Genomic DNA, 15,951 nt, shown 5'->3' with positions numbered 1-15,951 from the left:
AACGCGATCAGGTAAGCGGCCTGTTCGAAAGGGTTTGGCATGAGTGACAGTCACACAACAGAAGTGATCACAGGCAGCATTGTGCTTGCCGCTGCGGTCGGATTCTTCCTTTATGCAGGCCAGATTGTAGGCTTGTCTGGCGCTGGCGATGTTAGCAGCTACAGCGCGTCGTTTCGCACTGCTGACGGTATCTCTGTCGGTACAGATGTACGTTTGGGCGGCGTGAAAGTCGGAGCTGTGACAGGCATAGATTTGAATCCCGAAACCTATCGTGCCGATGCGGCCTTTACGGTTCAGGCCGATGTCGCACTGCCAGAGGATACCGCTGTCATCATCTCGTCCGAGGGGCTTTTGGGCGGCTCTTATGTAGAGCTTTTGCCCGGCGGGTCTCCCTTCAATCTTGAACCCGGTGCCGAGATCGAGGACACGCAAGGATCGGTCAGCCTCGTGCAGCTTTTGCTGAAATACGTCGCGGGCAGCGAGGACGCGAAGTGATCTTTCGCGCCCTGTCGACCGTCGCGTTCATCCTGACAGCCGCGATCCCCGCCATCGCTCAGACTGGAAAAGCCAGCGGGGCGATGTTGCGCGGATTGGACAAAGTGTCCGGCGCGCCGATCGATTTCTCGATGCAGATCGGAGACACGGTCGAGCTGGGTAAGCTTCGTGTGACTCTTGGCGAATGCCGCTATCCAACCGATAACCCGTCAGGCGATGCCTATGCGTGGTTGGTCATCCGTGATGGCAACTCGGACCAAACGACGTTTGAGGGCTGGATGATTGCGTCATCCCCGGCACTGAATGCATTGGACCACCCGCGCTATGACGTGTGGGTGTTGCGCTGCGCGATAGAATAGGCATCGGGCAGGGCGCGCGCGCCGATATCTGCGATACCATCGGACAATGCGGCCTCTAACAGCTCGTGATACGTGGCACGCGGTACTTCTTTTGCACCCAGGCTGGCGAGATGTGGTGTCAGGAATTGTGTATCGAAAAGCATGAAGCCGGTATATGTTAGATGCCGCACCAAATACGCCAGCGCGATCTTAGAGGCATCACGCCTACGCGAGAACATGCTTTCGCCGCAGAATGCCCGCCCAAGCGAAACGCCATAGACGCCGCCAATCAGTTCCGCCCCTTCCCAAAGCTCTAGCGAATGGGCATGGCCCATCTCGTGTAGCTCTAGATACAGGTCAAAGATGGTGGCGTTGATCCACGTTTCGTCTCGTTCTGCACAGGCCATGACAGTGCGTTCGAAATCTGTGTTCAACTTGACCTGAAAGGGTTCACGCCGGATCGTTCGCGCAAGACTGCGAGAGATGTGGAACCCTTCCAGCGGGATGATACCGCGCGCTTCTGGATCGACCCAGAATACGCGCGGATCATCGCGGCTTTCGGCCATCGGGAAAATTCCCATGGCGTAGGCGCGCAACAGCAGATCGGCGCTCAGAGGTGGCGGATCTTTGGGCGGGGCCAATGGCCCCTTAACCCAAATTTTCATCCAGCCAGCGTTCCAGCCAGTGGATGTTGTAGTTGCCTGTTTGGATGTCGTCTTCGGCCAACAGCGCATCAAACAGGGGCACAGTGGTCTCGATCCCGTCGATGATCAACTCGCCCAAGGCACGATGCAGGCGGGCCAGGGCCTCTGGCCGGTCGCGCCCATGCACGATCAGCTTGCCGATCAGGCTGTCGTAGTAAGGTGGGATCGAATAGCCGTCATACAGCGCTGAATCCATCCGAACGCCAAGCCCGCCGGGCGCGTGATACTGGGTAATCTTACCGGGGCTGGGGGCGAAGTTTGGCAGCTTTTCCGCGTTCAAACGTACCTCGATGGCATGGCCGTTCACTTCAAGCTCATCCTGACCGAATGACAATGTCATCCCTTCGGCCACGCGAATTTGTTCGCGAACCAGGTCGACGCCGAAAATGGCTTCAGTCACCGGGTGCTCGACTTGAAGGCGGGTGTTCATCTCGATGAAATAGAATTCGCCATTTTCATAGAGGAACTCGATCGTACCGGCGCCGCGATATCCCATCTCGGCGATTGCGTTGGCGCAGATGCCGCCAATATGGGCGCGTTCTTCGGGTGTGATGCTGGGGCCGGGGGCCTCTTCGAACACTTTCTGGTGGCGCCGCTGGAGCGAGCAGTCGCGTTCAGCCAGATGGACACCGCCACCTTGGCCGTCGCCAAAGACCTGCACTTCGATGTGGCGCGGAGTTTGGAGATACTTCTCCATATATACTTCGTCATTCCCAAAGGCGCTTTTCGCTTCAGAGCGTGCGGTCGAAAACGCCATTTCGATATCGGCTTCGGTTTCGGCAACCTTCATACCACGTCCACCGCCACCTGCGGTGGCTTTGATGATGACCGGATAACCCATGTCCGCTGCCGCCTTACGGGCGGTTTCGATGTCAGGGACACCACCATCGGAACCCGGAACAACGGGGATGCCCAACTTGATTGCGGTTTCCTTGGCGGTGATCTTGTCACCCATCATGCGGATATGTTCGGCCGAAGGACCGATGAATGTGATCTCGTGATCTTCCAGAACCTGCACAAACTGCGCGTTCTCAGACAGGAAGCCATAGCCGGGGTGAACTGCTTGCGCGCCAGTGATTTCACACGCGGCGATGATGGCGGGGATCGATAGATAGCTGTCGGTGCCCGGAGGCGGTCCGATACAGACGCTTTCGTCCGCCATGCGCACATGCATTGCGTCAACGTCAGCGGTCGAGTGGACAGCAACTGTTTTGATCCCCATTTCGCGTGCGCCACGGATGACGCGCAGGGCAATCTCTCCGCGGTTGGCGATCAGGATTTTGTCGAACTGGGCCATGTGATGTCCCTTATTCGATGATCATCAGGGGCGCGCCGAACTCAACCGGGGCACCGTCTTCGACCAATATGCGTTTCACCGTACCAGCTTTGGGGGCCGGGATTTGGTTCATGGTTTTCATCGCTTCCACGATGAGGATGGTCTGACCTTCAGCAACCTGATCGCCGACACTTACAAAGGCTGGCGTTCCGGGCTCGGATTGAAGATAGACGGTGCCAACCATGGGCGACGCAACTGCGCCGGGGTGACTGGACGGATCATCTGATGGGGCGGCGGCTTGGGGCGCCGGAGCGGCGGCTGGTGCTGTCACTGCGGCGGGCGCTGCTGCGGCCACGGGGGCTGCGATCTGGACCACTTCCTTGGCGCGGCTGACTCTGACATTCAGGCTGTCGTTTTCGCCGTAGTCGCGCATCACTTCCAGCTCGGTCAGGTCGTTTTCCTGCAAGAGTTTTGCCAGTGCCTCAATGAAGGACACGTCACTTTGGTGGTTCTTTTTGGTCATGGGCCTCACCCTCATTTCGCCGCCCATCCTGTGTGCGGGCAATATATCATTGCAACGCTTATAAGACGCTACGTAAGGGGAGAAAAGCGTGAAGGTTAGCGAAAACAGAAAATCGGGTCAGTGGGCGACCCGCTGGGTGCGCCGCACTGGTCAGGTCAGATCGGTTTGCGTCGGGTGTTTTGCTGTCTCGGGGCGTGCATCCGCGTCCTCTGAATTGTCCGGTTGATCGGACTTGGGTAGGCTTGGTTGGTTCTGCTGTGCACGCTCTGCTTCGATCAGGGCAAGCTGTTGTTGCAACTTTTGCTCCATCTCCAACACGTTTATCTGAAATGTCGGAGGCGGGCCCGCCAGGGTATCTGGGCGAATGTCTTCATCGACATCGGCGCGCGATATGTGTTCCCCATCATCAGCGGTTCCATGTCGGTTTGAGTTGTGCATGTGCGCGCGTGCCTTGCCGGCATCAGGCGCGGCCTCGACTTTTGAACTGTCGGGCGGTTTTCGCGTCGGCATCTGTGCCAGCAAACTGGCGTGAGCCCCTAATGGGGCAGGTACTGTAAACTCCATTTGTTGCTCCATTGTCATTCGCACTGGTCCTCAAGACCAGCCGGTATCTACGATAATTAATCTGTGTTACCGCGCCGTTAACGGGGCTTAACAATCAGTAACATTGGTTAATTCTCGGAGGCGGAGCTGCGGAAACATCGTCCGTAGTTTGGTCCTGCACCAATCAAAGAGGCATTCCAGAGAACTTTGCGACCAGCTCGGGCAGTTTGCGTGCGCCGAATTTTTGCAACAAACGGGCACGGTGGGCTTCGACTGTTCGATAGCTTAGATCCAGCTGCCGCCCAATTTCTTTCGAGGTTCTACCCTGACACGTCAGGATAGCAACCTCCCGTTCGCGCGGTGTCAGTTCCACGACAGGACGTTCAGCAGATAGATCTGCAAGGCTCCACACGCCTTTGCGGAATGGGTTATCCGGGGTCATGCTGGTCCCGCGAACGCGGCACCAAAACAGCTCACCATCCAAACGTCGCATAATGCGCTCGTCCTCATAGCGACCGGTTTCACGCAAAATGTCTTCCCCGACTTGGGCGACTTTCTCGTAGTCCTTGGTCGATGGATAGAGCCGTTCAAACGGCATGTTCGTGAATGTCTCCAGATCGCCGCCGAACATCTCGGCGAAGCGCAAATTGCATTGCTGTACGATCCGGTTTTCGGTCAGCGCAAGCCCGGTCGGGGCGTGCATGAAGGCAAGGTCCATTTGCGTCATGTCGCTATCTTGCCAAAGCCGAACGGGCAGTTCAATCAACTGAGGTGACCAATCTGCCCAAAAAAGAAAAGGCGCACCTTGTGGCGCGCCTTAGCATTACAGAATTGCAACATCGCCCTTAGGTCGGGCAGGGGCGCTGGCGATAGGTGCCGTCGCCGTTCGAAAAAGCACACATGTTGGTTTGATAGTTGCGGGCAACCATAATACCTGCTGCGGCGCCAGCCAATGTGGTCAGAACGGTCCAGTTCTTGTTCGCGCCAATCGCATTTGCGGTGATCAGACCAGCAGTAATCCCGCCTAGGCCACCGACGATGGTCTTTTCCTGATCCGTTAACGGTCGATTGCAGGCTGTAAAGGCCAGCGCGGCCACACAGGCCAAGGTCAATGCAGTTTTTTTCATAATATCCTCCTGGATGAAATCTGCGTTCATCCTAACTTTGGAAGAAATTAAGAGGCAAGGGAATGCTGTCTTCTAGGGCAGGCGTAGAACTGGCGGGAACCCGCCAAGTTAGGGCTTTGATTTTGGAAGAGTGTTTGGTCTCTGCTGTTGTGGATCTGAAAACAGGTAAACAAACATTTCAAACAAAACGGAATTCTTGTAAACAAATCCCGCAATACTTGGACGAATTGTAAATTTAGCGTTCACACATGAGGCCCCTATGCCGCAATCACGATTGACAGGTAGTCGAATTCGCGAGCGCCGCTTGTTTTTGGGTCAAAAGCAGGCATCACTCGCCAAGACCGTTGGGATTTCGGCGGCGTACCTCAATTTGATCGAACACAATCGGCGACGGGTCAGCACGACGCTATTGGCGGACATCGCGACGGCGTTACGGACGGACCCACGTTCGTTAAGCGAAGGTGCCGAGGCTGCGTTGCTGGCTGCCCTGCGCGAGGCGGCTCAACGGATGCCCAAAGCCGAACCCGAACTTGCTCGGGTGGAAGATATGGCTGGGCGTTTCCCCGGCTGGGCTGCTTTAATCGCCTCACAATATCAACGGAATCGCGAGCTTGAGGAACTGGTCGAGGCTCTGTCTGACCGCTTGACTCATGACCCAGAGCTCGCGGCTTCTTTGCACGAGGTTATTTCCGCCGTGACCGCGATCCGGTCGACAGTTGGCATCTTGACCGGCGGAGGCGAAGTCGACCCGGATTGGCAATCGCGCTTCATGGGCAATATGCGACAGGAAGGGCGCCGGCTGTCCGACGCCGCCCAAGGGCTTGTCGAGTATTTGGATGCGGGTAGTGATCGCGAGATGGCTCCGGTCGCCCCGGGCGAAGAACTCGCCGCGTATCTCGAGGCGCGTCAGCACTTTCTCCCAGAACTGGAAGAAACCTATTCGCTCGAGCAACAGGAGTTTGCCGCGAAGATTGAAGCAATTGTCGATGATGTGGCCGACCATGCGACGGCAAATGCCAAAGCAATCTGGGCGACGTATTTCAAGCAGTATGCAGCAGACGCGTTGTGGATGCCGTTGGATGGTTTTCAAAAGGCGCGTGCCGAATTTAGTGATGACCTCAGCCGCTTAGCTGAGCATTTTGACCAACCTTTGCAAGCGGTTATGCGGCGGTTGGCCACTGTGCCGCCTTTGCCCGGGCAAAGGGCAATGGGCCTCGTATCCTGTGACGGCACTGGCGCGCTTCTACTGCGAAAACCACTAGCAGGCTTCAACGTGCCGCGGTTTGGTGCGGCTTGCGCCTATTGGCCTCTGTACCGTGCTCTGCGTAGTCCGGGGCAACCAGTGCGCGAGATTGTTGAGATGCCCGGCCCAGCCCCGCAGCGCTTTATGTGCCAAGCGATTTGTGCGCCCAAACGGGACGTCCGCTTTGACCGACCGCCGGTTCTTGAAGCCGTCATGTTGATCGCACCGGTCGACGACACATCGCGGGAGACACGCGCGGGGGCAATCTTGCCCGTCGGCTCTTCCTGTCGGATTTGCCCGCGCGACGATTGCGTGGCGCGGCGCGAGGCGTCATTTCTGTCTGCGCCCGCATCCGCCTGATCGCTCGACCCAAGACAGCAATTGCGTTGCAGTGCTCTGTCCGTCGCGGCCACCAGTTTGCTTTGACATGGTGGTGCGCTTTGTTGATATTCCTTCCAAGGTCGGTGCGCCGAGCTTTGATAGGGGGATTTATGCAAAAACAGGTGCTCGTCATCGAGGATGAACCGAATATCGCGGAAGCGATTAAGTTCATTCTCAGTCGTGATGGATGGACCGTTGAGACACATGACGACGGAGAAACAGCTGTTGATGCGGTGCTGGATGCCGTCCCCGATGTTTTGGTGTTGGATGTCATGTTGCCCGGACGATCGGGCTTTGATATTTTGCAAGACCTGCGCGCAAATCAAAAAACGCGTCGATTGCCAGTTCTGATGTTAACCGCGCGCGGTCAGCGGACAGATCGGGAGCGAGCAGAGGGGCTAGGGGTCAATCAATTCATGACCAAACCTTTTTCAAACTCAGAAGTTTTACGGGTGCTGAACGATCTTGTCGGGGCGTAACCGGGTCATGCGACGTATCAGATTGACATACTTAGCCCTCAAGAGCCGCACAGGATGAGGCCACGGCGCGAACCCTTGTTCCTGGCGCGCCAAAGCTACCGGCGGCGCAGGTTGGAAGACGCAGCCCGCCTGTTGCCTGTTCTCGGTGCATTCCTGTTTCTGTTGCCACTGTTGGCACCGGGTGCAGGCACCGCACGGCAAGGATTGTTTCTGTTTGGGGCGTGGTTTGGATTGATCGTGGCCACCGCAGTGATCTCGTTCTGGCTGCGCGGTGGGACGGGGCCGGATCTATCCACTGGCGGACAGGAACAGGGCAAAGACGGCGACACTCTGACATCACGTAAGGAACCGGAATAGTGTTGGGGTTCAACACACTCGTTGCGGTTTGTCTGCTTTACGTAATCGTGCTGTTTTTGGTGGCTTTCGGTGCGGACAGAATGGCTGCTCGCACGAAGAACCGGTTTCTCAGCGCCCCTCTGATCTACACGTTGTCGCTGTCAGTCTATTGTACGGCATGGACTTTTTATGGCGCGGTGGGATACGCGGCGCGGTCGGGGTTGGAGTTTGCGACGATTTATCTTGGACCGACGCTTGTGATGATCGGATGGTGGTGGTTTTTACGGCGTTTGGTCCGGGTTGGTCGCACCCAGCGCGTGACCTCAATCGCGGATTTGTTGTCGTCGCGATATGGTAAGTCGAACCTAGTTGGTGTGATCGTCACATTGATCGCGGTGGTTGGCACAACACCTTACATCGCCCTGCAACTTCAATCAGTTACGCTATCTTTTGCTGTCTTCGCGCGGGATCGCTCTGCGGGTTGGAACTTGCCTGACCTTGACGCGACAGCGCTATGGGTGGCTGGCGGGCTTGCGTTGTTCACGATCTTGTTTGGGACCCGTAATTTGGACGTGAATGAACGCCATCACGGGGTCGTAACTGCCATCGCGGTTGAGGCTGTTGTCAAACTGGTTGCCTTGCTTGCGGTCGGCGTGTTCGTCGTTTGGGGCGTCGGTGGCGGTCCATCTGAAATCGCCCGTTCGATTGAAGGCGCGATGCAAGCTGCACCTGACAATGCTTGGACCATCACCAGCGGACGCTGGGTTGGTTTGACATTTCTATCTGCCGCCGCCTTTCTAACTTTGCCGCGTATGTTCCATGTCCTCGTGGTCGAGAACGTGAACGAGCGTCAGTTGTCCATCGCTGCTTGGGCATTTCCATCCTATTTGCTGTTGATGAGCCTCTTTGTTCTGCCCATCGCGGTGGTCGGTCTGGCGACCCTGCCAGCCGGCGAGAACCCCGATCTATTCGTCCTGACCATCCCGCTGCATTTTGAACAAGATGGCCTGGCTATGCTCTCGTTTTTGGGGGGCTTTAGCTCGGCCACATCCATGGTGATCGTGGCCTCGATTGCGTTGGCCACTATGGTTTCGAACCACATCATCATGCCAATCTGGCTGTCTTTCCGGTCGGAACAAGCCTCGGTTTCGGGGGATGTGCGGCAAATCTTGCTGACTGCGCGCCGCTTGTCGATCATCGGCGTGCTGGCGCTGGGTTATCTTTATTTCCGTATGTCTGGCGGTGGCGCTGCGCTGGCGGCAATCGGGCTTATCTCGTTTGCTGGTGTTGCGCAGGTTTTGCCCGCCATGGCCGGCGGCCTTTTTTGGCGTGGCGCATCGCGCACTGGTGCAGCAGCCGGGTTGGTCACCGGGTTTGTGGTATGGGCCTACACTCTGTTTCTGCCAAGCTTTGGTGAGGCCGGAGTGATGAGCACCGTTTTGCTGACGGACGGGCCGTTCGGGTTGTCTTGGCTCAAGCCCCAGGCATTGTTCGGGATCGATGGGATGGATCCGGTCGTTCATGCGATCTTCTGGTCAATGATCTTGAACAGTCTGGCCTTTGTTGGCTTCTCACTAGTCTCGTTCCCAAGCCCGCTGGAGCGCTTACAGGGCGCGCAGTTCGTTAACGTCTTGGAGCAAACCCATCCGACGCAGGGTTGGAGCTTTCCAGGCGCGGCGTCTGAGGATTTGTTGGTCATGGCGCAGCGTACCATGGGATCAGAACCCGCGCAGATGCTGTTCCAAGCCCAGGCTCGTGCGCAAGGGAAAGAGGGATATCTACCTGATACTACTCCGGATTTCATGTCCCGGTTGGAGCGGGAGTTGTCGGGGTCGGTTGGTGCAGCGACGGCGCATGCCATGATTGCGCAGGTTATGGGTGGGGCTACGGTTTCGGTGGATGATCTTATGGCGGTTGCTGACGAAACGCAGCAGATGCTTGAGCACTCATCACAACTTGAAGAGAAGCAGAAAGAGCTGACGCGAACAGCCAGAAAGCTGTCTCAAGCGAATGACAAGCTGACCCAATTGTCCATTCAGAAAGACGCGTTCCTAAGCCAGATTAGCCACGAGCTCCGCACCCCTATGACATCGATCCGCGCGTTCTCGGAGATTTTACGCGACGGCGGCGTGCAAGACCCGAATGCCGCCAATCGCCACGCTTCAATCATTCACGACGAGGCGGTTCGCCTGACGCGGCTTTTGGATGACCTGCTTGATTTGAGTGTTCTTGAAAACGGGCAGGTGCAACTGAATCCACAACGCGAGGCATTGGCGGCCGTACTTGACAGGGCAGTGGGGGCGACGCGTTCCGTGATTGATGCCGAAGACCTGCGCATTTATCGCGAACCAGCCGACGAAGACATTTTTGTCAACACCGATACCGACAGGCTGGCGCAGGTGTTTATTAACCTGATCGCGAATGCGGCCAAGTATTGTGATGCGCCCCACAAACGCCTGTATATCAAGGTTGGGAAGCGGAAAGGTGCTGTTCATATCGACTTTGTTGATAACGGTTCGGGTATCCCAACCGACAGTCAGGCCATGGTATTCGAGAAATTCTCGCGCCTGTCTGACCATGCGGCCGCTGGCGGGGCTGGGCTTGGGCTGGCCATCTGTCGTGAAATCATGGTTCGGCTCGGCGGTTCAATCAGCTACCTTCCTGGTCAAAGTGGAGCGGCGTTTCGGGTCACGCTGAACCCGGAAAAAATCCCTCTTTCGCAGTGAATTTCAACCATTTGTAAACCTTGTCTTGGCAGGTCTAAGGGTATGCGTCCAGATTGGTGTTCATATGGCTGATACGGAAAAGATCAGCGCCATGCGGCAAAAGGCGGGCCTTCGCGTACCGGCCCCCGAAATCGCACCGGTCACCGCGACGTCGGCCTTGGGCAACAGCGTCGTGCGCGCGGGCGAGGACATCGGTGGACTTGTATTGGCTGCTGAGACGATCACCCAACAGCGTTGCGTGCGCGGCGCCCTGCGGGAATTGTTGCCTGAACGTGGGCTCTTAGCGTTGGTTGAAGGGCCAGAAAGCCGATTTGGCCTGATAGCGGTGGATCACGAGCTGGTGGCGGCCCTCATAGAAATCCAAACTATCGGGCGGTTGCTGGATGCGGTCGCGGTCGAGCGTTCGGCCACCAAAACTGACGCCACCATGTGCGCAGACTTTATTGATCGGGTGCTTGAATGTCTGGAGGGGGCTTTGGCTGAAGCCGGCCTGCCCGAGGTTTCAGCAATCTCAGGGTATCGTTTCGCGGTTCGACTTGACGATTTGCGCGCTGCTCACATGGCGTTGGACGATATTCCATACCGGTGCTTCCAAACGAGTTTCAAACTGGGTGACGGATCGCGATCGGGTGGTTTCACTATGTTGCTACCGTTTGACACCGAACCGGCCCATGACACACAAGAAAAAGCAATAGCTGCGACAGGGCAATCTGCGCCCGAGGTGGTCTTGACCTCTGCGACGGAATTGCACGCTGTTTTGCATCAGACCCGCATGTCGCTGGCCGACGTCACGGGGCTTGAAGAGGGTATGATTGTAACACTTCCGCGCGCTGCGCTGGGCGCAGTGTCGTTGGTGGATTTGTCTGGTAGGACTGTTGCGCGTTGCAGATTGGGTCGCGCACAGGGCAATCGCGCGCTGCGAATTGGGCAGCATCAGGCAGCATTGCCAATAGCGGACGATGAGGATGCTGAAGGGCCTTTGGTGCAAATGATGCCACCTTCCCTTTCTGCAGATGTGCCACCAAACCCGGTCACCGATGCGCTGCCCGCGGCAGATCAAGTTCTTGATGAACCAGCCTGAATACCCCCGTCCATAGAACCAAATACTGCTTGATTTGTATCAATGCATTCAGGTGTGTGGGAGCTAAACTCAACGGTAGAAGGAGGCGTTCTATGGTTGACGTAAACAAGTATCGCCGCGTGCTGAACGCACGGCTGGAAGAGCTAGACACAAGGCTACACAGCATCGAGGCCGAACTCGATAGCCATCAGTCCAAGGACTGGGAGGAGCTTGCAGTTGAGCGCGAAGAGGATGAAGTCCTTGAAGGGTTGGGCAGTTCGGGGCAAGATGAGATTATCAAGATCAATGCAGCGCTTGCCCGAATGGATGAGGGCGAGTTCGGGTACTGCGTCACTTGTGGTTCTGAAATTCTGACCGCACGTCTTGATGTCGTGCCGTTTACTCCGTTTTGCCAAACTTGCGCTGCAAAACACGGCTGAACACAGAGGGCGTACATGATCTAATGTACCGCTTGTGCTCAACCTTAGAGAAATCGGGAGGATACAATGGCTTTTGAGGAATTGAAGGCATCAATTGGCATGATCCTGGACGAGATAGCTAAGCACCCGGAAGACGTTCATGTGCTGCAGGAACAGCTGCGTGGAATGATCTCGGAGCTCGAGAAAACTGGGCAACCAGTGCCTGCCGACCTGCGGGCATTCGAAGCCGGGTTGGAAGAAGATGATGCAGAGGATCTGTTTGATAACATGCCGATCTAAGGTTATGTGCCACCGGCTGACAATGCTGGAAACGGGGTGGCGGATGTGGCCACCCTATCACTAAAGCTGACCAAATGGTCGGTTTTATGAGGCTTTTCGAAAGCTGACCATTGACAAGATGGGGGATGATCTGGCGACTAGTGACAGATCATTGATGCGTTTTGGGTTTGCGTTCAAGCGCACGTAAGCTTGGAATGTTGCTAGGAGGCGCAGATGGCAAGTCAGGTTCAGTACGATGTCGTAGATCACGTCGCAGTTATCAAGATCACCAATCCGCCGGTCAATGCGCTGAGCCAACCTGTCCGTCAGGGACTAATGGAAGCTTTTGTCCGGGCTGATGAAGATGATGACGTGAAAGTCATCGTGCTTCTGGCTGAAGGCAAGACCTTCCCTGCGGGCGCGGATGTGCGTGAATTTGGTCGCCCGCGCGAGGCACCTATTCTGTCCGACGTCTGCACTCGGATCGAGGCATGCAAGAAGCCTGTCCTCGCAGCGATCCACGGCCATGCGTTGGGCGGAGGCTTTGAGCTTGCGCTGGCCTGCCACTATCGCATTGCTTTGCAAGGGTCGTCTCTGGGGCTGCCCGAAGTTAACCTTGGCGTCCTGCCCGGCGGGGGCGGCACGCAGCGTGTACCGCGCATCATAGGGGCAAACGCAGCGCTTAATCTTATGATCACCGGAAAGTCGATTACGGTTGAGGAAGGGGCACAAGCCGGGTTGATCGACAAGGTGATTTTGAAGAACTTGGAGCGCGCCGCCATGGCTTCGGCGAAGAACATGATTGCGCATCACAGCGAGATACGCCCAACACGTGATCGCACCGAAGGTCTTGCCGACCCAGTCGCATATTCGGACGCAGTGAAATCATGGCGCGCCCGTGTGGCCGGCAATTTTGTGCCCTCCGTCAGATGTATCGTTGATTGCGTCGAGGCCGCATTGTTGCTGCCCTTTGACGCTGGGGTCGCGCTGGAACGCCAGTGTTTTGACGATTGTGAAACCGGTGCCGAGGCAACGGCGTTGCGTCATGCTTTCTTTGCCGAACGCCGGGCCGCCAAGGTGCCAGAGCTCGACGGCGCGGCTGTTCGAGACATAGCTTCGATTGGTGTGGTCGGCGCCGGGGTTATGGGTACGGGAATTGCGATATCCTGCCTTGATGCCGGGTTTCAGGTCACCCTTGTTGAACGGGACGCAGACGCCTTGATGCGTGGAGGCGACCGGATTGACGAGAACTACGAGAAATCTGTCGCCAAAGGGCGGATTGACTCTGCGACTGCTGACGAGTGTCGTTCCCGACTTACTAAGACAACGGATATGTCGCAGCTTTCGTCGGCTGACCTGGTGATCGAGGCTGTGTTTGAGGATGAAACGGTCAAGAAGGAAGTGTTCGCCCAGCTCGATGGTGTGATGCGCCGTGGTGCGGTGTTGGCCACGAATACGTCTTACCTGAATATTGATGAACTGGCCGCCACCATCTCTCGGCCCGAGGATGTGGTTGGGTATCACTTCTTCTCGCCGGCCCATATCATGAAATTGCTTGAGGTGGTCGTTGGCGAAAAGACGCACCGCGATGTCGTTGCGACCGGGTTCTCACTTGCAAAGCGGTTGCGCAAGGTACCTGTGCGAGCAGGCGTCGCCGACGGATTTATCGGAAATCGGGTGCTGACGGCCTATCGCACCGCTGCGGACTTTATGCTTGAGGATGGCGCAAGCCCGGCGCAGATCGACGCAGCCATGCGCGCCTATGGCTTTCCGATTGGCCCCTATCAAGTTCTCGACATGGCTGGGTTGGAGATTTCTTGGGCGCGGCGCAAACGTCTTGCGCCCGACCGCGACCCAAATGCGCGCTATGTCGCGATTGGGGACCGCCTGTGCGAAAAAGGTTGGTTCGGACAGAAAACAGGGCGCGGCTATTATGTGCATGGACACGGGCTGGGTCCGGTCGAAAACGAAGATGCGCTTTCGATAATTGAAGATGAGCGCCGCAAGAAAGGGATCACCCCGCGTTCGTTCACCGAAGACGAGATCCAGATGCGTTGCCTGAATGCAATGGCAAACGAAGGTGCGAAACTGGTCGAGGAGGGCGTCGCCCTGCGTCCATCGGATGTCGATGTTGTGCTGCTTTACGGCTATGGATTTCCGCGGTTTCGGGGTGGCCCGATGATGGCGGCAGATCAACGCGGATTGTTGTCAGTTCGGAACGGATTGTTGTCCTATCAAGACGAAGCCCCTGCGTTTTGGCAGCCTTCGGTGCTATTTGACGATTTGATCAAAAACGGGCGCCATTTCAGCGACCTGAACGACGCTAACTAAGCGACACGCCCAGTATAACGCACATCAGGCCGATCACAGACAGGGCCAATGCGCCCATGTTTAGCGTCATTGCCTTTTGTACTCGGGCACGCAATTCGGCATCGTCAAGATCTTCGCGCTTGGCCTTCATGACTTTAAGTGCGCTTGCGACCAGCCCGATCAGGCCAACCAGCGACATTACCGCGCCGATGATGATGAGCCATTCCATGGCGTCCTCCATTTCAGATGCGTTCGGGTATCGCGGTTGCTGGCACAGTGCAACCCCGGGATCCAGCGGATTGCGATATTGCGCGACCCCAAGGCCTTGAAGCGGTCGGGTGAACGCTTTAGTCAAAGGCAACCCGATAAAGAGGAAATCATGGAAGAAAACCAAGCCGACAGCAGCTACCGTGTCACCGCGAACGAGTTGCGCCAATTTGTCGAGCGCCTAGAGCGTTTGGAAATGGAAAAGAAAGACATTGCAGACCAGCAAAAAGAGGTGATGGCCGAAGCCAAGGGGCGCGGTTATGACACAAAGGTCATGCGCAAGGTGATTGCGTTGCGTAAACGTGACAAGGACGACATCGCCGAAGAAGAAGCGGTGCTTGAGATGTACAAAGAAGCGCTGGGCATGAGCTGACGCGCCTATTCGAACAGCGACAGCTCTACGAAAGATCCAATGGCGCTGGTCAGAATCGGTGATGCGATGGCGAGTATCGTTTTCACCGCGTCCAGACTAGCGATCCGATTTATGTCGAAGCCTGCAAGTTTTGCAGCAAGCTCCGGTTCGCCAGCGCTTGCTGCTTTTGCTTTAAACGCGTCGATCCGGGTTTTTAGAAGTAGGCTCACGGGCAGATAGAACGACAAGATCAGCACCGTATAAGTCACGCCCCGAAACATGGATAGCGATGTCAGCATGTCGTCATGAGCGATGCGCGTTGCCTCGTCTGCGATCATGTCACTGGGCCATTTCATCCATGACAAGACAAGCACCATTCCGGTGGTCAACAAGATGCCGGAACAGTAGAGGTAACGCTGAACAGTACTCTGAGCCGCTTCAAGGCTCTGTGCTTGTGACACCAACAGTGCATGACCTGTGGCCTCCTCGTTGGCCCGGTTTGACAGCGATAGGACCATACCAGCAATCACTGCTGCGGCCGCGAGGGACGAGAAGATATTGGCGTGGTCCAGCAGGTACTTCAGCGCAAAATAGGCGCCTTTGTTGTCACACATCGTCACCAGTGCCCCGTCGGCAGCGCAACCCGGAAGTTGTCCGGGTTCTAAAGCCTGGTGGAACAAGTTGTCGCCAAGAAGTGCGTGGCTTTCAAACCCGCTTGGCATCCACTCCGGTTCGATTGTGGAGAAGCTAAGGGACACCAGAATAACCACGAAAATGCCGATGAGCGTGTAGAGTATGGACCGGCGTGTGTGATTGGCGAACAACTCGAAAACAAAGATTGCTGTCATGGAGATTGCGACCGCGATGAAGAAGAACAGGGCCGACAAAAACTTGTAACGTGCACTTAGCTCTGCCAAGGGCGACAATGCAGTTCGCGTCACGTTCGGCACCACAATAGATGTGTCACCGAACGTACCTAAAATGTACTCTGACGCGGTCAGCACGACGACTGGCAGCAAAAGCAGAAATAGATATTTCGGCGCGATTTGAAGCTTGCCCGGTGACGTAGTGGCGGTCATACAACTGTCCTTTC

Annotated in this window: 19 protein-coding genes; 11 read left to right on the top strand and 8 right to left on the bottom strand. The window is 56.4% G+C overall.

The features are described 5' to 3' along the window. The first annotated feature begins 39 nt into the window (after window positions 1-39). Complete coding sequence (gene mlaD, locus V6N04_RS00440) at window positions 40-495, top strand: outer membrane lipid asymmetry maintenance protein MlaD (protein WP_371168140.1); 456 nt, start codon at window positions 40-42, stop codon at window positions 493-495. Continuing rightward, a complete protein-coding gene (locus V6N04_RS00435; protein ID WP_371168139.1) occupies window positions 492-854 on the top strand; it encodes a DUF2155 domain-containing protein in 363 nt (120 codons plus the stop codon). The genes mlaD and V6N04_RS00435 overlap by 4 nt, the downstream gene beginning before the upstream one ends. Here the strand turns inward: V6N04_RS00435 and aat are convergent. The 6 genes from aat to V6N04_RS00405 form a co-directional block, all read right to left on the bottom strand. Beyond that, window positions 818-1,498 (bottom strand): leucyl/phenylalanyl-tRNA--protein transferase, encoded by a 681-nt coding sequence (gene aat, locus V6N04_RS00430; protein WP_371168138.1) that lies wholly within the window; start codon window positions 1,496-1,498, stop codon window positions 818-820. The two genes, V6N04_RS00435 and aat, sit on opposite strands and share 37 nt — an antisense overlap. Further along, a complete protein-coding gene (accC, locus tag V6N04_RS00425; RefSeq protein ID WP_371168137.1) occupies window positions 1,482-2,834 on the bottom strand; it encodes an acetyl-CoA carboxylase biotin carboxylase subunit in 1,353 nt (450 codons plus the stop codon). The genes aat and accC overlap by 17 nt, the downstream gene beginning before the upstream one ends. A gap of 10 nt (window positions 2,835-2,844) precedes the next feature. After that, a complete protein-coding gene (gene accB / locus V6N04_RS00420) occupies window positions 2,845-3,336 on the bottom strand; it encodes an acetyl-CoA carboxylase biotin carboxyl carrier protein (protein WP_371168136.1) in 492 nt (163 codons plus the stop codon). A gap of 150 nt (window positions 3,337-3,486) precedes the next feature. Continuing rightward, on the bottom strand, window positions 3,487-3,900 hold the full coding sequence (locus V6N04_RS00415) for a hypothetical protein (RefSeq protein WP_371168135.1): 414 nt from the start codon (window positions 3,898-3,900) through the stop codon (window positions 3,487-3,489). 163 nt (window positions 3,901-4,063) lie between these two features. Beyond that, window positions 4,064-4,606 (bottom strand): LuxR C-terminal-related transcriptional regulator, encoded by a 543-nt coding sequence (locus tag V6N04_RS00410; protein ID WP_371168134.1) that lies wholly within the window; start codon window positions 4,604-4,606, stop codon window positions 4,064-4,066. 118 nt (window positions 4,607-4,724) lie between these two features. Beyond that, a complete protein-coding gene (locus V6N04_RS00405; protein WP_371168133.1) occupies window positions 4,725-5,006 on the bottom strand; it encodes a glucose-6-phosphate isomerase in 282 nt (93 codons plus the stop codon). 259 nt (window positions 5,007-5,265) lie between these two features. On the opposite strand from V6N04_RS00405, the gene V6N04_RS00400 reads away from it, so the two are divergent. The 8 genes from V6N04_RS00400 to V6N04_RS00365 all read left to right on the top strand — a co-directional run bounded on the left by V6N04_RS00400 (window position 5,266) and on the right by V6N04_RS00365 (window position 14,260). Next, the gene (locus V6N04_RS00400) at window positions 5,266-6,609 is read left to right on the top strand and encodes a short-chain fatty acyl-CoA regulator family protein (protein WP_371168132.1); all 1,344 of its coding nucleotides are present in this window, start codon (window positions 5,266-5,268) and stop codon (window positions 6,607-6,609) included. A gap of 131 nt (window positions 6,610-6,740) precedes the next feature. Beyond that, a complete protein-coding gene (locus V6N04_RS00395) occupies window positions 6,741-7,109 on the top strand; it encodes a response regulator transcription factor (protein ID WP_371168131.1) in 369 nt (122 codons plus the stop codon). A 54-nt stretch (window positions 7,110-7,163) separates the two neighbouring features. Beyond that, a complete protein-coding gene (locus tag V6N04_RS00390; protein ID WP_371168130.1) occupies window positions 7,164-7,466 on the top strand; it encodes a hypothetical protein in 303 nt (100 codons plus the stop codon). Between the two features lie 2 nt (window positions 7,467-7,468). Then, window positions 7,469-10,171: an ATP-binding protein gene (locus V6N04_RS00385; RefSeq protein ID WP_371168617.1), complete on the top strand. Its 2,703-nt coding sequence runs from the start codon at window positions 7,469-7,471 to the stop codon at window positions 10,169-10,171. 64 nt (window positions 10,172-10,235) lie between these two features. After that, entirely contained in the window at window positions 10,236-11,252 is a 1,017-nt protein-coding gene (locus tag V6N04_RS00380) for a FliM/FliN family flagellar motor switch protein (RefSeq protein WP_371168129.1), read from the top strand. 92 nt (window positions 11,253-11,344) lie between these two features. Continuing rightward, a complete protein-coding gene (locus V6N04_RS00375) occupies window positions 11,345-11,671 on the top strand; it encodes a TraR/DksA family transcriptional regulator (RefSeq protein WP_371168128.1) in 327 nt (108 codons plus the stop codon). Window positions 11,672-11,737: 66 nt separating this feature from the next. After that, window positions 11,738-11,950 carry a hypothetical protein gene (locus V6N04_RS00370; RefSeq protein ID WP_371168127.1) on the top strand — a complete coding sequence of 71 codons (213 nt, stop codon included), beginning with the start codon at window positions 11,738-11,740 and terminating at the stop codon, window positions 11,948-11,950. A gap of 213 nt (window positions 11,951-12,163) precedes the next feature. Next, window positions 12,164-14,260 (top strand): 3-hydroxyacyl-CoA dehydrogenase NAD-binding domain-containing protein, encoded by a 2,097-nt coding sequence (locus V6N04_RS00365; RefSeq protein ID WP_371168126.1) that lies wholly within the window; start codon window positions 12,164-12,166, stop codon window positions 14,258-14,260. On the opposite strand, the gene V6N04_RS00360 is transcribed toward V6N04_RS00365, so the two are convergent. Next, window positions 14,253-14,468, bottom strand: coding sequence for a hypothetical protein (locus V6N04_RS00360; protein WP_371168125.1), 216 nt, complete (start codon window positions 14,466-14,468; stop codon window positions 14,253-14,255). The two genes, V6N04_RS00365 and V6N04_RS00360, sit on opposite strands and share 8 nt — an antisense overlap. A 150-nt stretch (window positions 14,469-14,618) precedes the next feature. Between V6N04_RS00360 and V6N04_RS00355 the strand changes: the two genes are divergently transcribed. Beyond that, complete coding sequence (locus V6N04_RS00355) at window positions 14,619-14,879, top strand: DUF2312 domain-containing protein (protein ID WP_371168124.1); 261 nt, start codon at window positions 14,619-14,621, stop codon at window positions 14,877-14,879. 5 nt (window positions 14,880-14,884) lie between these two features. Here the strand turns inward: V6N04_RS00355 and V6N04_RS00350 are convergent, their stop codons facing one another. Beyond that, a complete protein-coding gene (locus V6N04_RS00350) occupies window positions 14,885-15,937 on the bottom strand; it encodes a hypothetical protein (protein ID WP_371168123.1) in 1,053 nt (350 codons plus the stop codon). Window positions 15,938-15,951 lie beyond the last annotated feature (14 nt).

The organism is Aliiroseovarius conchicola, assembly GCF_041403445.1.
GTDB lineage: Bacteria > Pseudomonadota > Alphaproteobacteria > Rhodobacterales > Rhodobacteraceae > Aliiroseovarius > Aliiroseovarius conchicola.
Note: the sequence above shows the minus strand (reverse complement) of the source record. Positions and strands in the feature narration are given on the sequence as shown.